The organism is Microbacterium marinilacus, assembly GCF_019753765.1.
Classification (GTDB): domain Bacteria; phylum Actinomycetota; class Actinomycetes; order Actinomycetales; family Microbacteriaceae; genus Microbacterium; species Microbacterium marinilacus.
In genome coordinates, this window is the sequence record NZ_JAIJZW010000007.1 from 71,278 (window position 1) to 88,756 (window position 17,479).

Sequence of the window (17,479 nt, forward strand, 5' to 3'; positions counted from 1 at the left end):
ACGGGGCCTCGCGAGACGGCGTGCGGCTAGGCGGTCACAGTCCCTGGATGATGTCGCGCATCAGCGCGGCGGTCTCCGACGGCGTCTTGCCGACCTTGACACCGGCGGCCTCGAGAGCCTCCTTCTTGGCCTGCGCGGTGCCGGCCGAGCCGGACACGATCGCGCCGGCGTGGCCCATCGTCTTGCCCTCGGGGGCGGTGAAGCCCGCGACGTAGCCGACGACCGGCTTGGTGACGTTGGCCTTGATGAAGTCGGCGGCACGCTCCTCGGCGTCGCCGCCGATCTCGCCGATCATCACGATCGCCTTCGTCTCGGGGTCGGCCTCGAACGCGGCGAGCGCGTCGATGTGCGTGGTGCCGATGACGGGGTCGCCGCCGATGCCGATGGCCGTCGAGAAGCCGAGGTCGCGCAGCTCGTACATCATCTGGTACGTCAGCGTGCCCGACTTCGACACGAGGCCGATCGGGCCCTTGCCGGTGATGTTCGCGGGCGTGATGCCGACGAGCGCCTCGCCGGGCGTGATGATGCCGGGGCAGTTCGGCCCGATGATCCGGGTCTTGTTGCCCTTCTCGTTGGCGTACGCCCACGCCTCGGCGGTGTCGCCGACGGGCACGCCCTCGGTGATCACGACGAGCAGCGGGATCTCGGCGTCGATGGCCTCGATCATCGCGTCCTTCGTGAAGGCCGGCGGCACGAACGCGATCGACACGTCGGCGCCGGTCTTCTCGATCGCCTCCGCGACCGAGGCGAACACGGGCAGCTCGACCTCGCCGGCGCCCGGCTTCTCGTGCGTCACGGTCGTGCCGGCCTTGCGGGCGTTCACGCCGCCCACGACGTTGGTGCCCGCCTTGAGCATGAGGGCGGTGTGCTTGGTGCCCTCGCCGCCGGTGATGCCCTGGACGATGACCTTGGAGTCCTTGTTGAGGTAGATCGACATCTCTCTAGTCCTTAATCCGATCCGCAGTCTCAGGCGTTCGCCAGCTCGGCGGCCTTGTCGGCGCCCTCGTCCATGCCCGCGGCGAGCGTGACGAGCGGGTGGTTGGCGGCCGCGAGGATCTCGCGGCCCTCCTCGACCTGGTTTCCGTCGAGGCGCACGACGAGCGGCTTGGTGGCCGTGTCGCCCAGGATCTCCAGGGCCTTCACGATGCCCTCCGCCACGGCGACGCACGACGTGATGCCGCCGAAGACGTTGACGAAGACGCTCTTGACCTGCTCGTCGCCGAGGATCACGTCGAGGCCGCTCGCCATCACCTGGGCGTTGGCACCGCCGCCGATGTCGAGGAAGTTGGCGGGCTTCACGCCGCCGTGCTTCTCGCCGGCGTACGCGACGACGTCGAGCGTCGACATCACGAGGCCCGCGCCGTTTCCGATGATGCCCACCTGGCCGTCGAGCTTGACGTAGTTGAGGCCGTTGGCCTTGGCCTTCGCCTCGAGCGGGTCGGCGGCGCCCTTGTCCTCGAGCTCCTCGTGCTCGGGGTGGCGCACCTCGCTGGCGTTGTCGTCGAGCGACACCTTGCCGTCGAGCGCCACGATGTCGCCGGCACCCGTGAGGACGAGCGGGTTCACCTCGACGAGGGTCGCGCCCTCGCTCTTGTAGACGTCGTAGAGCTTGACGAAGACCTCGGCCACCTTGGGGGCCAGCTCCTCGTCCCAGCCGCCGGCCTTGGCGATCTCGAGCGCCTTGGCCTCGTCGATGCCGGTCAGCGGGTTGACCTCGACGCGTGCGAGAGCCTCGGGCTTCTCGACGGCGAGCTGCTCGATCTCCATGCCGCCCTCGACGCTCGCGAGCGACAGGTACGAGCGGTTGGAGCGGTCGAGCAGCACCGAGAAGTAGAACTCGCGGGCGATGTCCGCGCCCTGCGCGACCATGACGCGCTTGACGACGTGGCCCTTGATGTCGAGGCCGAGGATCGCCTTCGCGGCCTCGTACGCCTCGTCGGGGGTCTTCGCGACCTTCACGCCGCCGGCCTTGCCGCGACCGCCGGTCTTGACCTGGGCCTTGACCACCACGACGCCGCCGATCTTCTCGGCCGCTGCCTTCACCTCCTCGGGGGTGTCGGCGACGATGCCGGCGAGCACCGGCACCTCGTACTTCTCAAAAAGGTCTCGAGCCTGGTACTCGTACAGGTCCACGTTGCATTCCTTCTGTGGGGCCACGGGAGGAGACTGGACGTCTCGACGTCGAGAGATCTCGACCGAGATCTCACCCTACTACCGCACGGCTGAGGCTCCGATCCGCCTCCCCTTCAGCGATGCTGCGCGCACAGACGGAACGCGGCCCGCGAGAGCTCGCGGACCGCGTTCGGGAAGATCGTCGGCGACTACTGTCGCGTCTTGCTGAAGTGCATCGGGAGGGCCATCGCGAGCGAGATCGCGAGGATGCCCGCCGTGAACACGACGCCCTGCAGGATCTCGATGTTGAACGCGAGGGCGAACAGGCCGAACCCGCCGAGGAACAGCACCAGCGAGATGATGAACATGAGGACCTCCGTGCCTGCCGACCCGATCGGCCTGCGCCGAGGGAACCGCGACCCAGTCTAGGGCAAGCGACGGGCCGGTTTTCGCGGTCGACGCTGGCGGAGACCTCCAAACGTCTGCGGGAGGACGCGGAGCCCGACATAGCCTGACCGCATGGCATCCGAGCTCCCCGGAGAGAACGTGCTCTCCTACGACGTGACATCCCCGCTCGACACCGACTACTACGCGGTGTTCGCCGACGTCGACGGCGAGGACCGCGCGCAGTGGGCACGGGCCCGCGAGGTGGGCGAGGCGCTCGCCCCGCGGATGGCCGAAGCATGGGACCGCGCCGAGTACCCGGCGGAGGCGCTGACCGCGCTCGGCGACGCCGACCTCTACGTCGACGGCATCGAGCACCCTGAGCTGACGGCGATGTCGCCGCTCGCGGCGGGACTGGTCAACATGGAGGTCTCGCGCGCCGACGGGTCGCTCGGCACCGTGATCGCGGTGCAGGGCGGCCTCGCGCTGCGCACGCTCGCCCTGTTCGGCAGCACCGAGCAGCAGGCGCGCTGGCTGGGCCCGATCGCGCGCGGAGAGGTGCCCGGCGCGTTCGCGCTCACCGAGCCCGACCACGGCTCCGACTCCACCTCGCTCGAGACGAACGCGCGGTGGGACGCGAGCGCCGGGGGCTGGGTGCTGCGCGGGGCGAAGAAGTGGATCGGCAACGGCGCGTCGGGCGGGGTCACCTTCGTGTGGGCGCGCGTGGACCGCGAGCTGCTGCCCGACGGGACGCCCGACCCCGACCACGGGCAGGTCCGCTGCTTCCTCGTCGAGCAGGAGACGCCCGGCTACACGGGCACCGTCATCACGGGCAAGCTGTCGCTGCGCGGCATCCACCAGGCGCACATCGCCCTGGAGGACGTGCGGGTGCCCGCCGACGCGGTGCTGCCCGGCGCGCATTCATTCAAGGACACCTCCCGCGTGCTGTTCGCCACGCGATCGGGCGTCGCCTGGTCGGCGCTCGGCCACGCGACCGCGTGCTACGAGGCGGCACTCGCCTACTCCACGCAGCGCGTGCAGTTCGGCAAGCCGCTGGCACGGTTCCAGATGGTGCAGGAGCGTCTGACGCAGATGCTGTCGCAGCTCACCGCCATGCAGCTCTACTGCCGGCGGTTGGCCGACCTCGAGGCGGCGGGGACGCTGCGCCCGACGCAGGCGTCGCTCGCGAAGCTCCACAACACGCGCACGGCCCGCGAGGTGGCGCGCACCGCCCGTGACCTGCTCGGCGGCAACGGCATCCTGCTCGAGAACCGCATTATGCAGCACCTCGCGGACATCGAGGCGATCCACACCTACGAGGGCACCGAGAGCGTCCAGGCGCTGATCATCGGTCGGGACATCACCGGCTTCGGCGCCTTCGTCTGACCGCCCTCCCCTCCTCCCTCCCTTCCTCGCGCCGAACCACGTCGCCTGGGCGAACGCACGCCGTACTCCGGTGTGGATCCGGCCGACCCATACGGTTCGGCGACCGGCGGGGGCGGGCGGGGCCGTGACAGGATGGGGCCATGACGCGCGCGACCGTGGTGGGCAGCGGGCCGAACGGCCTCGCCGCAGCGGTCGCGCTCGCCCGGGCCGGCTACGACGTCACCGTGCTCGAGGCCGCCGACACGATCGGCGGCGGCACGCGCACCGCCGAGTCGACGCTGCCCGGGTTCCGGCACGACGTGTGCTCCGCCGTGCACCCGGCTGCCATCACCTCGTCGTTCTTCCGCGCGTTCGGCCTCGACGAGCGCATCGGCTGGATCGTTCCCGACGCGTCCTACGCGCAGCCCCTCGACGGCGGACGCGCGGCGGTCGCCTGGCGCGACCTCACGCGCACGGCGTCGGAGCTGGGGCCGGACGGCCGCGCCTGGCTCGCGCTCACCCGTCCCCTCGCCCGGCGCATCGACGGCGTCCTCGACTTCACCGGCAACCAGCTTCTGCGCGTGCCGCGCGATCCGGTCGCGACGATCCGCTACGGCCTGCGCGTGCTCGAGGCGGGCAGCGGGCTGAGCCGTCGCACGTTCCGCACCGAGGAGGCGTCCGCGCTGCTGACCGGCGTGCTCGCCCATGCCAACACCCCGCTGCCGTCGCTCGCCGCCGCGGCCTCCGGCATCATGCTGGCGGCGCTCGCGCACACCGACAGCGGCTGGGCCTACCCGGTGGGCGGAGCCCAGGCGATCCCGGACGCGCTCGCCGACGACCTGCGCGCGCACGGCGGCCGTATCGAGACGGGGCGGCATGTGACCGACCTCGCGTCCATCGACTGGGGCGACCCCGCGGCCGGTGACCTCCTGCTGCTCGACACCTCGCCACGACTGCTGCTGACCCATCCGGACGTCCCCACCCCCTACGCGCGCTCGATCCGCTCCTACCGCTACGGCGCCGCCGCGGCGAAGGTCGACTTCGCGCTCGACGGCCCCGTGCCGTGGACGAACCCGGACGTCGCGCGGGCGCCCACCGTGCACCTCGGCGGCACGCGCGCCGAGGTGGAGGCGAGCGAGAACGCCGTGGCACGGGGCACGGTCTCCGAGCGCCCGTACGTGCTCGCCTCCCAGCCCTCGGTGCTGGATCCGTCGCGCGCGCCCGCCGGCAAGGCCGTGCTGTGGGCGTACATCCACGTGCCGCACGGATCGCCGCTCGATCCCACCGAGCACGTCACGCGCCAGGTGGAGCGGTTCGCCCCCGGCTTCCGCGAGCGCGTCCTCGCCTCGCACGCCGTTCCCGCATCGTCGCGAGAGGCGATCAACCCCGCCGAGATCGGCGGGGACATCCTCGGCGGCGCGTTCACGATGACGCAGGCGTTCCGCCGCCCGGTCGTGTCGACGGCCCCCTGGCGCACCCCGATGAAGGGCGTCTACCTCGCCTCGGCGTCGACGCCGCCCGGCCCGGGCGTGAACGGCCTGGCCGGCTGGCACGCCGCGCGCACGGCGCTGTCGGACGCCGGCGAGCCCGCACGCCTGCGCGACCTGTTCTGACCGCGAGAATCCCTCTCCGCGCCGAGCATGCGTGTGCCGCACGCATTATCGGCGCGAGGATGGATTCTCGCGGGACGGTGACGGCAGGATGAGCGCATGGCACACGACATCCCCGCGCCGATGCTGGCGAAGGCCGTCCCGGCGATCCCCGATCCGGCCAAGCACCCGGGCGGGCTGGTGTTCGAGCCGAAGTGGGACGGGTTCCGCGTGCTCGCGTCGTGGGACGGCGAGACCGTGGAGCTCGGCTCGCGCGGGGCGAAGCCGCTGACGCCGTACTTCCCCGAGCTTACCGAGGCGCTCGCACGCCTCCTGCCCGAACCGTGCCTGATCGACGGCGAGATCGTGATCGCCGTCGGCGACGCCGGATCGCAGCGGCTGTCGTGGGACACGCTGTCGCAGCGCATCCATCCCGCCGCATCGCGCATCTCCAAACTGTCGGTCGACACTCCCGCGATGCTGGTGGCCTTCGACCTGCTCGCCGTGGGCGGCGAGGCGCTGACCGGGCGACCGTTCCGCGAGCGCCGCGCACGACTCGAGGGCCTCCTGGCGGGCATCCCGCACCCCCTGCACGTCACGCGCGCGACGGAGGACCGCGAGCTCGCGTCGCGCTGGCTGCGCGAGTTCGAGGGGGCGGGGCTCGACGGCGTGATCGCGAAGCCCGCCGATCAGCCGTACGCGCCGGGAAAGCGCGCCATGCTCAAGGTCAAGCACGCACGGACCGCCGATGTCGTCGCGACCGGCTACCGCGTGCACAAGAGCGGCCGCGGCGTCGGCTCGATCCTGCTGGGCCTCTACGACGAGCACGGCGAGCTGCACGGCGTCGGCGGCGTCTCGGCGTTCAGCGACGCGCGACGCCTCGAGCTCATCGACGAGCTCGATCCGCTCGTCGAACGCGACGCCGACGGCCGAGCGGTGACGGGCGAGGGCGAGCGCAACCGCTTCTCGTCGAACCGCGACACGTCGTTCGTGTCGCTGCGCCCCGAGCGCGTGCTGGAGGTCCGCTACGACCAGCTGGAGGGCGACCCCGCCCGGCGCGCGCGATTCCGACACACCGTGCAGTTCGAGCGGTGGCGGCCCGACCGCGAGGCGACGTCCTGCCGGTTCGACCAGCTCGACGTGCCCGCGCGATACGACCTCGGAGACGTGCTGGCGTGACCGCCGAAGGCGCTTAGCCCTCCTCGGGGATCGGGTGCTTGGGCAGCTTCTTGACGCGGGGGCGGCGCTTCGGACGCTCGGGGATCATCGAGCGCATCTCCTCGAGCCGGCCCCAGCACAGCAGCCGGTCCTCGGCCTCGAGCTCGTAGGAGCCCTTCGGGTTGGGGATGACCTGCGCGCCGCGGTGCAGCGTGAGCACGGTGATGTCGCGCTCGCGCAGGCCGGACTCGGCGAGCCGCTTGCCCACCAGGTCGGCGTCACCGTGCACGACGAGCTCGGCCACGCCGTAGCCGGTCGAGACCGACAGCCGCTCACGCACGTCGATCTGCGGGAACGCGACCTGCCCGGCGATGTAGTCGATGATCGCGCCGGCGACATCGAGGTTCGTCGCCTCCTCGATGCCCTGCAGGCCCGGCGACGAGTTCACCTCCATGACGAGCGGCCCGTCGTCCGACTCGAGCATGTCGACGCCCGCGACCTTGAGCCCCATGATCTGCGCCGCCCGCACGGCGGTGCGCTCGTACTCCTCGTCGAGCTCGACGCGCTCGACCGAGCCGCCGCGGTGGACGTTCGAACGGAACTCGTCGCCCTTCGCCGACCGGCGCATCGCCGCGACGACGCGGTCGCCGACGACCAGGGCGCGGATGTCGCGCCCCTTCGACTCCTTCACGAATCGCTGGATCAGCACGTTCTGCCGCGCCGACTGCAGCGTCTCGACGATGGCCTCGGCGACCTTGATCTCGGGGGCGAGGATCACACCGATGCCCTGCGTGCCCTCCAGCAGCTTGATCACGACCGGCGCGCCGCCGACGCGCTCGATCGCGGGGATCACGTCGGCGCGGTTGCGCACGAAGGCCGTCGCCGGCATGGCGATGTCGTGGCGGGACAGGATCTGGTTGGCGCGCAGCTTGTCGCGCGAGTTGCTGATGCCGTTGGCGGTGTTGGGCGTGTAGACGTCCATCTGCTCGAACTGCCGCACCACGGCCGTGCCGTAGTAGGTGATCGAGTTGCCGATGCGCGGGATGATCGCGTCGTACTCGGACAGGCGCCGGCCGCGGAACTGCAGGTCGGGATCATCGCCCGACAGGTCGATCGCGAAGCGCAGCGTGTTCAGCACCTTGACGTCGTGCCCGCGGGCGGACGCGGCGGCACGCAGGCGCTGGGTGCTGTAGGCGCGCGGAGCGCGCGACAGGATGGCGATCTTCACGTGGTGACCCCGGAGTTGCGGTTGGATGGGAGGCGTGTCCCATCCAATCACCCCCGCGGAGCCCTCGACGCTCGTCGGGTGGCGCGAGTGGGTCGGCCTGCCCGGAGCGGGCGTCGACTGGCTCAAGGCGAAGGTCGACACCGGCGCACAGACGTCGTCGCTGCACGCGTTCGGGCTGCGTGAGTTCACGCGCGACGGCGAGCCGTGGGTGCGCTTCGAGGTGCATCCGTGGCAGCGGAGCGCCGACGACGCGGTGCAGGTCGAGCTGCCGGTGCACGATCGGCGCCGGGTGCGCAGCTCGTCGGGTCACGCCGAGCGCCGTGTCGTGGTGCTGATGGACGTGCGTCTGCTCGACCGGGTCATCCGCGCCGAGGTCACGCTCACCCGTCGCGACGCGATGGGCTTCCGGATGCTCGTGGGACGGGAGCTGCTGCGGAACGGGTTCCTCGTCGACGCGGCGGGCTCGTACCTGGGCGGCAAGCCGCCGCGCGCCGTCCGCCGCGCGAACAAGCGCCCGGCTGTCGAGGATCACCCTCCCCGGCTGCATCGGCGGCGCGCCGAGGGCTGACGCCGCCGGCCGCGTCAGGCGGAGGACGTCGCGACGCCACGCGCCTCAGTCCGCGACCCGGTTGCCGTCGTCGTCCCAGTTCTCGGCGACCTTCTTGCTCGGCTGCACGCGCGGCGGCTCGCCGGGCATCTTCGGGAAGTCGGGTGGGAACGGCAGCTCGCCGAGGCCGTCCTCGACGTCCCGCTCCCACCACTGCAGCAGGGTGTCGATGCGTCCGGGACGCTCCTGGATGCCCGCCCACGGGTCGCCCTGGGCGAGACGCTCGGGGATCGTGCGGACGGTGAAGGCCCGCGGGTCGAGGTCGTCGAGCTCGTCCCACGACACCGGCGCCGAGACCGGCGCGTGCGGCAGCGCCCGGGGGCTGTAGGCGCCGGCCATCGTGCGATCGCGGTTCGCCTGGTTGAAGTCGACGAACACCCGCTCGCCGCGCTCCTCCTTCCACCAGGCGGTGGTGACCTCGTCGGGCATCCGGCGCTCGAGCTCGCGCCCCGCGGCGATCACGGCGTGACGCACCTCCAGGAACTCCCATTCGGGCACGATGGGGCAGAACACGTGCAGCCCCCGGTTGCCGCTGGTCTTCACCCAGGGCTCGAGGCCCGCCTCCTGCAGCACCTCGCGCAGCGCGCGCGCTGCCGGCACCGCCTGCTCGACGCCGGTGCCGGGCTGCGGGTCGAGATCGATGCGGAGCTCGATGGGCTGGTCCGTGTCCGGCACCTTCGACGCCCACGGGTGGAAGACGATCGTGTTCATCTGCACGGCCCAGACGATCGCCGCCGGCTCGGTGAGGACGAGCTGCGGGTGCCGGCGCCCGCTGTTGTAGGTCACGGTCTGCGACTCGACGAAGTCCGGGGCTCCCTTGGGCGGGTTCTTCGAGAAGAAGCTCTCACCTCCCACCGCCTCGGGGAACCTCTCGAGCGACACCGGGCGATCACCGTTGTGCGCGAGGAACGCGCCGGACACGGCGACGACGTACTCGGCGAGCTCGTGCTTGGTGATGCCGAGCTCGGGCCAGAGCACCCGGTTGGGGCTCGACAGCCCGACCTCGCGGTCGCCGTGCGGTCCGGGGACGGTGAGCGTGATGCGTTCCGACGCCATGCGGCCCACCCTACGGATCCGCTCCGTCCGACGGAACGGCTTGACGCAGCGCCCTCCTCCTCCCGCCAGACGATGTGGCTCGGCGGAGGGAGCGGCGGGTCAGACCTGCGCGTCTGACTCGTCGGCCTCCGGGGCCAGGGCGATGACGGGCGCGAGCTCGTCGCGGGTCAGGGTCATCAGCGGCCCGGCGGGGTCGATGATGATGCCGCCCACCCCCTCGTGGTCCCGGAGCACCTGGCCGAGCTTCGCCGCCGACAGGGGCAGCGCCCGCTCGTCGCGGCCCTGCGCGGCGATCTCGAGCGGATGCGAGTACACCTGCAGCAGGCGGGTGCCGTCGGCGAGCCGGGCCTCGGCGATGCCGAGCTTCTGCTCGCCGTCCGGGGAGGCGTCGCCGGACGTCTTGCCGAGCGCGATCCACAGCTGCACGCCCTCGGCGATCAGCGTGGCGATCCGGTGCGGGGTGTCGGCCTCGCGCGGCGCGCCGATCGCCGCCTTCAGCCGCATGTCCGGATCGGCCTGGGTCAGCGCGCGCTCCAGCACCTGGCGGGGCAGCACCGCGCGGTGGGGAGCGGAGTTGTTGTCGACGATCAGACCGGCGAAGTCCTGCTCGACGAGGTGCTTCAGGATCGCGCCGACCGGCTGACCGACGGCCGACGTGCTGGCGTCGCCGTCCGCTCGCACGGCGTCGTGCAGCGCCTTGCCCGAGCTGAACACGAGCATGTAGGCGTTGTCGCCGTCCCTCGCGATGCCGAACGACAGGCGGGCGCTGCCCTCCGCGAGCTGCTCGCGGGCGTTCCCCTGCACGCGCAGGAACACGTGGCCCTGCAGCAGCTGCCGCACGACGCCGAGCAGCTGCGCGCCCGTCGGGTTCTCGGGGAGCGCCGCGAGCGCGTCGCGCAGCAGCGCATTGTCGCGCAGGCCGGGCACGCTCTCGAGCTTCTCGGGCGGCGCGGCGGGCGCCAGCGGCAGCTCGCGCGGTGCGGGCGCCGCCGGTCGCGCCGCGGCCGGTCGCGCTGCCGGCTCGGAGGCGGGCCCGCCCTGAGCGTCCTGGTCGGCGGACGGCGGCGCGACCTCGGGGCCGGCGTCGGCACCGAGCCCTCGATACGACGACATCGAGATGTTCACCTGAGGCGCCGCGTCCCCTGCGGCGCCGGCGGCCGGCTCCGTGGCGGCGGCGCTCGCGGGCGGCTCAGCGACCGCCGGCTCAGCGACGGCGCCCGGATCCGATGCCGGCTCCGCCGGGGCCTGCGACGCCCCGCTCTCCGTCGTCTGCTCGGCGGAGTCCGCGGCGGCCGACTGGTCGTCGTTCTTCTTCTTCCGCGAGAACAGTCCCATGCGCCCAGCCTACGTGCCGGCTGCAACCCCCGTCCGGGCTCTGCCGCCACGCGGGTAGCGTGTTCGATGATGACCGCCTACCCCTCGACGATCGCTCGTCCGGTCGAGCACGAGCTCGTCATCAGGAAGTCGCGTTTCCTGACGCACACCGCCCCGGTGGGCTCCGTCGCCGACGCCGACGAGTTCATCGCGGGCGTACGCAAGCGCTACTGGGACGCGCGGCACAACTGCACGGCGATGGTCACCGGGCTGCGCGGCGAGCAGGCGCGCTCGAACGACGACGGCGAGCCGTCCGGCACGGCGGGCGTGCCGATGCTCGAGGTGCTGCGGCAGCGTCGCCTGACCGATCTCGCCGTCGTGGTGACACGGTACTTCGGGGGCATCAAGCTCGGTGCCGGCGGGCTGGTGCGCGCCTACTCGTCGGCGGTGTCGGAGTGCCTCGACGACGCGGCGCTGGTCGAGCGGCAGGAGCTCACCGAGGTGATGCTCGCCGTGGACCACGCGGACGCGGGCCGGGTCGACAACCTGCTGCGGGACTGGGTGGGCGGGGGCGCGGGTGCTCTCGGGGAGCCCGACTACGCCGCGCGGGCGACGCTCCGCGCCTGGGTCCCCGCCGCGCGGCTTCCCGAGCTGGCCGACGCCGCGGCCTCCTGGTCCGGCGGCGCGCTCGTGCCCGAGGCCGGCGCGGTGCGGGTCGTCGACGTCCCGGCCTAGCCTCCGCGCCCGACCGGCACCCGGTCTGCACCCGCCCCTGCCCGCCTCCGCCGGAGATCCCGCTTTCTCCGGAGCGAGTCCGGCTCCGGATTCCGTCGTCGGCGGGTTCTCCTTCTCAACGCGCAGCGCGGTGCAGCCCTTGCCCCACCGCGCGCGATCAGGCCCTGGACGGTCGCCCAGTCGTCGAAGATCTGCCGGTAACCCACCCGGATGACGTGGTACCCCATCAGTCGCAGGCGGGCATCGTGCTCGTTGTCGGCCATTCGCTGCGAGTCGACGTGGTGGCCGCCGTCGATCTGGATGACCAGCCTGTCGCCGACCAGCAGGTCGACGCGTCTCCCGGCGATGACGACCTGCCTCTGCATCGGCAGGCGCAGCCATCGAAGGCGCGACATGACCACCGTCTCCGTGCCTGCGTCCGCGAACGGGCGAGCCTCGGCGAGCAGGCGACGGGCATCCGGGGCGAGGTCGAGGCGACGCATCACCTCACGGTCGAGCATGCCGAGTCGCATCGCCGACTCCCACGCGGCCAGGCCCGTCTCGTACGGCTGGCAGACGGCGAGGATGGCCGGGACGTTCCCGACGGGATCGCTGAGCACGCCGGGGCCTCGGGGCACGGCCGGCTGCGCCCAGTGGACGTGCGTCCCCGTCCGTGGCGGTCGGACGAGCTTGGCGTGCGGCGCCGCACCGACATGGTGCGTATCGGCAGACGCGGTCCAGATCCCGAGACGTCGCGCCTGCGTCACGCAGGTCAGCACGACGCCGACCTCCGCGGCGGCCACGAGAAGCGCGTCGGCATGCGGCGCCGCCACCCAGCCTCGCCGCGGTCGCCGCAGCCGGCCCTCGGCGACCGCGCGACGGATCCGGGCATCACCGATCCCCAGGTCGAGCAGCGCCCTCACCCTGGCCACTCCGTCGAACATGCCGAGCGCGTCGTCGATGTCCATGCCGACACCGTCTCGGACCCGGGGCGGCAGATGCACCGCAACGCCCCGGATGTGGACGAGAAGGCTCGGTTTCGCCGCTGTGAGCGAGACATGAGCGCTCGACTCGCCGCCGCCCGCCATCCCCGGTTCGACGGAGATCCCGCGTGCTACGGAGCGGAATCGCCTCCCGGATCCGTCGTTCGCGGATTCTCCGGCTCAGCGGGCTCAGCGCCGACCGCTCGACGTCCCGGCCCAGCGCCAGCCGCCGCCCACGGTCAGAGCTTCTGGATCGGCGCGATCTTGATGAGCAGCTTCTTGGCGCCGGCCGAGTCGAAGCGCACGTGGGCGATGCGCTTGGCGCCCTCGCCCGTGACCGCGTCGACGCGGCCCTCGCCGAAGTCGTCGTGTCGGATGCGGTCGCCGGCGGCCAGCTCGAGGTCGCCGTTGTCGCGCACCTTGTTCGTCACCATGCCGGGGAACTTGTCCATCGCGGTCGACTTCGGCTTCAGGCCGCCGCCGGGCGCGAGGGGCGTCGCCCCCCAGCGGTCGGATCCGCCGGGCCGCCGCGCGTTCAGGGCGCGCGACTGCGATCCGCCGCGACCGTTCACGTCGCCGGGCGACTGCCGCCAGTGGATCAGGTCGGCGGGGATCTCCTGCAGGAAGCGGCTGGGCATGGCGACCGTGACCTCGCCGAACTGCGCGCGCGTCATGGCGAGCGAGAGGTACAGGCGCTTGCGGGCTCGGGTGATGCCGACGTAGAACAGCCGGCGCTCCTCCTGCGGCCCGCCCGGCTCGCCCGCCGAGATGCGGTGCGGGATCAGGTCCTCCTCGACGCCGGTGAGGAACACGGTGTCGAACTCGAGGCCCTTGGCGGTGTGCAGCGTCATGAGCGACACCGACCCCGACTCGTCGTCGAGATCGTCGCTGTCCGCCACGAGCGCGACCTCGGTGAGGAAGTCGAGGATCGTGCCCTCCGGGTTATTGCGCGCGAACTCTCGCGTGACCGCCACCAGCTCGTCGAGGTTCTCGACGCGTGCCTCGTCCTGCGGGTCTCGGCTGGCGCGCAGCGCATCGAGGTAGCCGCTCTTGTTGAGCAGCACCTGCAGCCCCTCGGCGACGGAGACCGGCGAGGGCGCCTCGCCGGAGGACGGCAGCAGGATCTCCTGCGCCTCGACGAGCACGCCGTGCAGCTGGGCGATCGCGCCCTGGATCTTGGGGCCGAAGCCGAGCTCGGTGTAACGCCCGAGCGCGTCGCGGAAGGTGATGCCCTCGCGCTCGGCGAACCCGGAGATGTTCTCGACCGTGACGTCGCCGATGCCGCGGCGCGGGCGGTTGATGATGCGGCGCAGCGCCATCTCGTCGGCGGGGTTCGCGACCGACACCAGGTACGCCAGGGCGTCCTTGATCTCGGCGCGCTCGTAGAACTTGGTGCCGCCCATGATCTTGTAGGGCACCGCCGAGCGGATGAAGATCTCCTCCAGCGCACGGGACTGCGAGTTGGTGCGGTAGAACACCGCCATCTGCCCGTAGTCGACCCCGGTGCGGCGAAGCGACTCGATCTCGTCGGCGACGAACTGCGCCTCGTCGTGCTGCGAGTAGCCGGTGAAGCCGATCACCTTCTCGCCGTCGCCCTGGTCGCTCCAGAGGCGCTTCTCCTTGCGGTCGAAGTTGTTGCTGATGACCGAGTTGGCGGCGGTGAGGATGTTCTGCGTGGACCGGTAGTTCTGCTCCAGCAGCACCACCTTCGCGCCGGGGAAGTCGCGCTCGAACTCGCTGATGTTGCGGATGTCCGCGCCACGGAACGCGTAGATCGACTGGTCGGAGTCGCCGACCACCGTGAGGGACGCGCCCTCGGCCTCGTCCATGAGCGCGAGCATGCCCCCGCCGACGTCGTCGGACGACTGGACGGGGCGGGTGAGCTCGTGGATGAGGGCGTACTGCGCGTGGTTGGTGTCCTGGTACTCGTCGACGAGGATGTGGCGGAAGCGCTTGCGGTACACGTCCGCGACCTTCGGGAACGCGCGGAACAGGTACACGGTCTGCGCGATCAGGTCGTCGAAGTCGAACGCGTTCGCCCGCTGCAGCTGCCGCTGGTAGTCGCGGAACAGCTCGGCGAACATCCGCTCGACCGGGTCGTTCATGTTGGCGTCGCGGGCGAAGGAGTCGGCGTCGGCGAGCTCGTTCTTGAGCTTGGAGATGCGCGACTGCACCGATGCGGGAGTGAGACCGAGCGCGTCGGCCTCGTGCTCCTTGACGAGGCGCTTGATGAGCGCGCGCGAGTCGCCCGAGTCGTAGATCGTGAACGCCTTCGTGAAGCCGAACTGGTCGGCCTCGCGGCGCAGGATGCGCACGCAGGCGGAGTGGAACGTCGAGATCCACATGCCGCGCGCGCTGTCGCCCACCAGCTGCTGGACGCGCTCGCGCATCTCGCCCGCCGCCTTGTTGGTGAACGTGATCGCCAGGATCTGGCTCGGCCACGCCTCGCGGGCGCGCAGGAGCGAGGCGATGCGGTGCGTCAGCACGCGCGTCTTGCCCGACCCGGCGCCGGCGACGATGAGCAGCGCGGGGCCCCGGTGCACGACCGCCTCGCGCTGCTGGGGGTTGAGCCCGTCGAGCAGCTCGTCCGGCTCGCCCTGCCGCGGCCCGCGCGGGCCGGCGCCGGAGGGCACGATGATGGGGGTGGAAGCGTCGCTCATGGCACCTCCGAGTCTACGGCGAGGGCCCGACACGGACGCGCTGCGCGCGTCGGTGGTCAGACGCCGCGGAAGAACGCGACGCCCAGGTCGGGATGGTCGACGAAGACGCCGTCGACGCCGGAGCGGCGGATGACGTCCCACTCGGCCTCGTAGTCGCCGAAGGCCGGCTTGCCGCCCTTCCCGCGGAACTCGGGCAGGAGGAACGCGTTCTCGGGGCGGCAGGTCCAGGTGTAGACCTGCAGGCCGCGCTCGTGCGCGTCGGCGACGATCGGCGAGGGCCCGGTTGCGCGCCCCAGGCGGTCCGGGGCGAGGATCATCCTCTTGTCGACGCTGATGCCGTCGACGGCGCCGACGAGCCCGTCCAGCCCGCGCGGCGTCGCCGTGGCGGGATAGGTGGGCGCCGCGTCGCCGTATGCGGAGACCAGGTCGAACGGCTTGCCCTTCGACTCCAGCAGGTAGACGTAGGTGCCCGCGACGCCGCGCTCGCGCAGGCGGTGCAGCACGGTCGACTCGAACGACTCGATCACGAGGGGCAGGCCGCCCGACGCCCATCCCGCGGCGCGCAGCTCCGTCTCGATCATCGGCGCGAGGTCGAGACCGATGGAGGCGAAGTAGCTCGCGTGCTTGACCTCCAGCACGACGCCGATCTCGCGCCCCTGGGCGAGCGATGCGGTGCGGACGAGGTCGAGCAGGTCGGCCAGCCGCAGCAGCGGCTGCGCGCCGTCGAACGTGGCGCTGCGGGGCCGGATCTCGGGGATGCGCTCGCGGGTCGACAGCGTCGACAGCTCGTCCCAGGTGAAGTCCTCCGTGAACCAGCCGGTGAGCCGTGCGCCGTCCACGTGCTTGGTGGTGCGGCGGTCGGCGAACTCCGGGTGCTCGGCGACGTCGGTCGTGCCGGAGATCTCGTTCTCGTGCCGCACGACGAGCACCCCGTCGCGCGTGGCGACGACGTCGGGCTCGACCGCGTCGACGCCGAGCTCGAGCGCGAGGTCGTAGGAGGAGCGCGAGTGCTCCGGGCGGTACCCGGGCGCGCCGCGGTGGCCGATGACGAGCGGGTGCGGCCGGGGCATGCGTCCACCCTAGATACTCGGTCCGCGGCCAGCGGACACCCAGGGCGCGACGGCCTTCCCGTTCGCCCGGGGCGTAGACCGGGTGCGCGATCCCCAGCGCAGGCATAAGAAACCGTGGGTAGGGTGGATCCACAGCGATAGACGTAGCTGTCCCGCACCCCACTTGGAGTTGACCACATCATGGCCAGGTTCGGATTCACGGATCCCGCATTCCAGACCTCGACGCGTCCGCCGCAGGCACCGTCGTACGCGGCGCAGACCTACCCCGGCGGCGCGGCAGCCGGGCAGCAGACCCCGAGCGCGGGGCTCGTCCCGCCGACCGCCGAGCACCTCGAGGGCCTCTACTCGGCGCCCTCCGCCGACGCGACCGACACCGGCCGCATGACGGTCGAGGACACGATCCACAAGACCCTCGGCGCGTTCGCCGTGCTGGTCGTGGCCGCCGCCGTGGGCTGGTTCGCCACGATCGTCAGCCCGGGGCTGGGAATCGGCCTCGCGGTCGTCGGAGCGATCGCCGGCTTCGTGCTCGGCCTCGTGAACTCGTTCAAGAAGATGCCGGGTGCCGGGCTGGTGCTCACGTACTCGGCCGCACAGGGACTGTTCGTCGGCGCCTTCTCCCTCATCATGGAGGCCGCGTTCCCCGGCATCGTGATGCAGGCGACGCTCGCCACGATCGCGGTCGTGGGCGTCACGCTCGCCCTGTTCTCCAGCGGCAAGGTCCGCACGTCGCCCCGCATGACCAAGATCGTCATGGTCGCGGCGCTCGGCTACCTCGTCTTCAGCCTCATCAACGGCGCCTTCATGATCTTCGGCGGCCCGTTCAGCGAGTCGGCCTGGGGCATGCGCTCGGGCTTCGAGATCATGGGCATCCCCCTCGGCGTGATCATCGGCATCCTGGCGGTGCTGATGGCGGCCTACATGCTGGTCATGGACTTCGAGTTCGTGCAGAACGGCGCCCGCAACGGCGCGCCCCGCAAGCTGGGCTGGAAGGCCTCGTTCGGCATCGTCGCGACGGTCGTCTGGATCTACGTCGAGATCCTGCGCATCGTCGCGATCCTCCGCGGCAACGACTGACGCGCGGCGCGACATCGAGAAGGGCTCGTCCTCCGGGACGGGCCCTTCCGTCGTGTACGGGGTCCTTCCGGGCATCTGCCGATGACGCGCTGGGCGGTCGCACGGCGTGCTCGCATCGGCGCCCGGCACGGCGCATAGCGGCCGCATAGCGCGCCTGCCGACGAT

The 17,479-nt window shown here is 71.7% G+C and carries 15 protein-coding genes; 6 read left to right on the plus strand and 9 right to left on the minus strand.

All coding sequences use genetic code 11. The annotated features are described in order from the left end of the window. Positions 1-34 precede the first annotated feature (34 nt). The 3 genes from sucD to K5S26_RS12470 form a co-directional block, all read right to left on the minus strand. Positions 35-937, minus strand: a complete 903-nt coding sequence (gene sucD, locus K5S26_RS12460; RefSeq protein ID WP_221858639.1) for a succinate--CoA ligase subunit alpha — start codon at positions 935-937, stop codon at positions 35-37. A gap of 29 nt (positions 938-966) precedes the next feature. After that, positions 967-2,133, minus strand: a complete 1,167-nt coding sequence (gene sucC / locus K5S26_RS12465) for an ADP-forming succinate--CoA ligase subunit beta (protein WP_221858641.1) — start codon at positions 2,131-2,133, stop codon at positions 967-969. A 188-nt stretch (positions 2,134-2,321) separates the two neighbouring features. Then, positions 2,322-2,480 carry a hypothetical protein gene (locus tag K5S26_RS12470; RefSeq protein ID WP_221858643.1) on the minus strand — a complete coding sequence of 53 codons (159 nt, stop codon included), beginning with the start codon at positions 2,478-2,480 and terminating at the stop codon, positions 2,322-2,324. A gap of 151 nt (positions 2,481-2,631) precedes the next feature. Between K5S26_RS12470 and K5S26_RS12475 the strand changes: the two genes are divergently transcribed. The 3 genes from K5S26_RS12475 (at position 2,632) to K5S26_RS12485 (ending at position 6,629) form a co-directional block, all read left to right on the plus strand. After that, positions 2,632-3,882: an acyl-CoA dehydrogenase family protein gene (locus K5S26_RS12475; protein ID WP_221858645.1), complete on the plus strand. Its 1,251-nt coding sequence runs from the start codon at positions 2,632-2,634 to the stop codon at positions 3,880-3,882. A gap of 140 nt (positions 3,883-4,022) precedes the next feature. Further along, complete coding sequence (locus K5S26_RS12480) at positions 4,023-5,474, plus strand: phytoene desaturase family protein (protein WP_221858647.1); 1,452 nt, start codon at positions 4,023-4,025, stop codon at positions 5,472-5,474. Positions 5,475-5,570: 96 nt separating this feature from the next. Beyond that, positions 5,571-6,629 carry an ATP-dependent DNA ligase gene (locus K5S26_RS12485; protein WP_221858649.1) on the plus strand — a complete coding sequence of 353 codons (1,059 nt, stop codon included), beginning with the start codon at positions 5,571-5,573 and terminating at the stop codon, positions 6,627-6,629. Positions 6,630-6,642: 13 nt separating this feature from the next. On the opposite strand, the gene K5S26_RS12490 is transcribed toward K5S26_RS12485, so the two are convergent. Continuing rightward, positions 6,643-7,836, minus strand: coding sequence for a RimK family alpha-L-glutamate ligase (locus tag K5S26_RS12490; RefSeq protein WP_221858651.1), 1,194 nt, complete (start codon positions 7,834-7,836; stop codon positions 6,643-6,645). Between the two features lie 25 nt (positions 7,837-7,861). On the opposite strand from K5S26_RS12490, the gene K5S26_RS12495 reads away from it, so the two are divergent. Then, entirely contained in the window at positions 7,862-8,404 is a 543-nt protein-coding gene (locus K5S26_RS12495; protein ID WP_221858653.1) for an ATP-dependent zinc protease family protein, read from the plus strand. Between the two features lie 45 nt (positions 8,405-8,449). Here the strand turns inward: K5S26_RS12495 and ligD are convergent, their stop codons facing one another. Together ligD and K5S26_RS12505 are read right to left on the minus strand one after the other, a co-directional pair. Beyond that, positions 8,450-9,499: a non-homologous end-joining DNA ligase gene (gene ligD, locus K5S26_RS12500; RefSeq protein ID WP_221858655.1), complete on the minus strand. Its 1,050-nt coding sequence runs from the start codon at positions 9,497-9,499 to the stop codon at positions 8,450-8,452. Between the two features lie 99 nt (positions 9,500-9,598). Next, the gene (locus K5S26_RS12505; RefSeq protein ID WP_221858657.1) at positions 9,599-10,834 is read right to left on the minus strand and encodes an SseB family protein; all 1,236 of its coding nucleotides are present in this window, start codon (positions 10,832-10,834) and stop codon (positions 9,599-9,601) included. A 66-nt stretch (positions 10,835-10,900) separates the two neighbouring features. Here K5S26_RS12505 and K5S26_RS12510 point away from each other — a divergent pair, with 66 nt between their 5' ends. Further along, positions 10,901-11,548 carry a YigZ family protein gene (locus K5S26_RS12510; protein WP_246603966.1) on the plus strand — a complete coding sequence of 216 codons (648 nt, stop codon included), beginning with the start codon at positions 10,901-10,903 and terminating at the stop codon, positions 11,546-11,548. Here the strand turns inward: K5S26_RS12510 and K5S26_RS12515 are convergent. The 3 genes from K5S26_RS12515 to K5S26_RS12525 all read right to left on the minus strand — a co-directional run bounded on the left by K5S26_RS12515 (position 11,545) and on the right by K5S26_RS12525 (position 16,240). Next, on the minus strand, positions 11,545-12,495 hold the full coding sequence (locus tag K5S26_RS12515) for a type IV toxin-antitoxin system AbiEi family antitoxin domain-containing protein (RefSeq protein WP_246603967.1): 951 nt from the start codon (positions 12,493-12,495) through the stop codon (positions 11,545-11,547). The genes K5S26_RS12510 and K5S26_RS12515 overlap by 4 nt on opposite strands. A gap of 254 nt (positions 12,496-12,749) precedes the next feature. After that, positions 12,750-15,170 carry an ATP-dependent helicase gene (locus tag K5S26_RS12520; RefSeq protein ID WP_221858659.1) on the minus strand — a complete coding sequence of 807 codons (2,421 nt, stop codon included), beginning with the start codon at positions 15,168-15,170 and terminating at the stop codon, positions 12,750-12,752. Between the two features lie 56 nt (positions 15,171-15,226). Then, positions 15,227-16,240 (minus strand): glycerophosphodiester phosphodiesterase family protein, encoded by a 1,014-nt coding sequence (locus K5S26_RS12525; protein ID WP_221858661.1) that lies wholly within the window; start codon positions 16,238-16,240, stop codon positions 15,227-15,229. A 180-nt stretch (positions 16,241-16,420) separates the two neighbouring features. Between K5S26_RS12525 and K5S26_RS12530 the strand changes: the two genes are divergently transcribed. After that, entirely contained in the window at positions 16,421-17,314 is an 894-nt protein-coding gene (locus tag K5S26_RS12530; RefSeq protein ID WP_221858663.1) for a Bax inhibitor-1/YccA family protein, read from the plus strand. Positions 17,315-17,479: the final 165 nt, after the last annotated feature.

What these genes read in the sequence shown, in the direction of transcription:
- sucD (WP_221858639.1), bottom strand. Translation starts at nt 937, where the DNA reads ATGTCGATCTACCTCAACAAGGACTCCAAGGTCATCGTCCAGGGCATC.
- K5S26_RS12470 (WP_221858643.1), bottom strand. Translation starts at nt 2,480, where the DNA reads ATGTTCATCATCTCGCTGGTGCTGTTCCTCGGCGGGTTCGGCCTGTTC.
- K5S26_RS12475 (WP_221858645.1), top strand. Translation starts at nt 2,632, where the DNA reads ATGGCATCCGAGCTCCCCGGAGAGAACGTGCTCTCCTACGACGTGACA.
- K5S26_RS12480 (WP_221858647.1), top strand. Translation starts at nt 4,023, where the DNA reads ATGACGCGCGCGACCGTGGTGGGCAGCGGGCCGAACGGCCTCGCCGCA.
- K5S26_RS12485 (WP_221858649.1), top strand. Translation starts at nt 5,571, where the DNA reads ATGGCACACGACATCCCCGCGCCGATGCTGGCGAAGGCCGTCCCGGCG.
- K5S26_RS12495 (WP_221858653.1), top strand. Translation starts at nt 7,862, where the DNA reads ATGGGAGGCGTGTCCCATCCAATCACCCCCGCGGAGCCCTCGACGCTC.
- ligD (WP_221858655.1), bottom strand. Translation starts at nt 9,499, where the DNA reads ATGGCGTCGGAACGCATCACGCTCACCGTCCCCGGACCGCACGGCGAC.
- K5S26_RS12505 (WP_221858657.1), bottom strand. Translation starts at nt 10,834, where the DNA reads ATGGGACTGTTCTCGCGGAAGAAGAAGAACGACGACCAGTCGGCCGCC.
- K5S26_RS12510 (WP_246603966.1), top strand. Translation starts at nt 10,901, where the DNA reads ATGATGACCGCCTACCCCTCGACGATCGCTCGTCCGGTCGAGCACGAG.
- K5S26_RS12515 (WP_246603967.1), bottom strand. Translation starts at nt 12,495, where the DNA reads ATGGACATCGACGACGCGCTCGGCATGTTCGACGGAGTGGCCAGGGTG.
- K5S26_RS12520 (WP_221858659.1), bottom strand. Translation starts at nt 15,170, where the DNA reads ATGAGCGACGCTTCCACCCCCATCATCGTGCCCTCCGGCGCCGGCCCG.
- K5S26_RS12525 (WP_221858661.1), bottom strand. Translation starts at nt 16,240, where the DNA reads ATGCCCCGGCCGCACCCGCTCGTCATCGGCCACCGCGGCGCGCCCGGG.
- K5S26_RS12530 (WP_221858663.1), top strand. Translation starts at nt 16,421, where the DNA reads ATGGCCAGGTTCGGATTCACGGATCCCGCATTCCAGACCTCGACGCGT.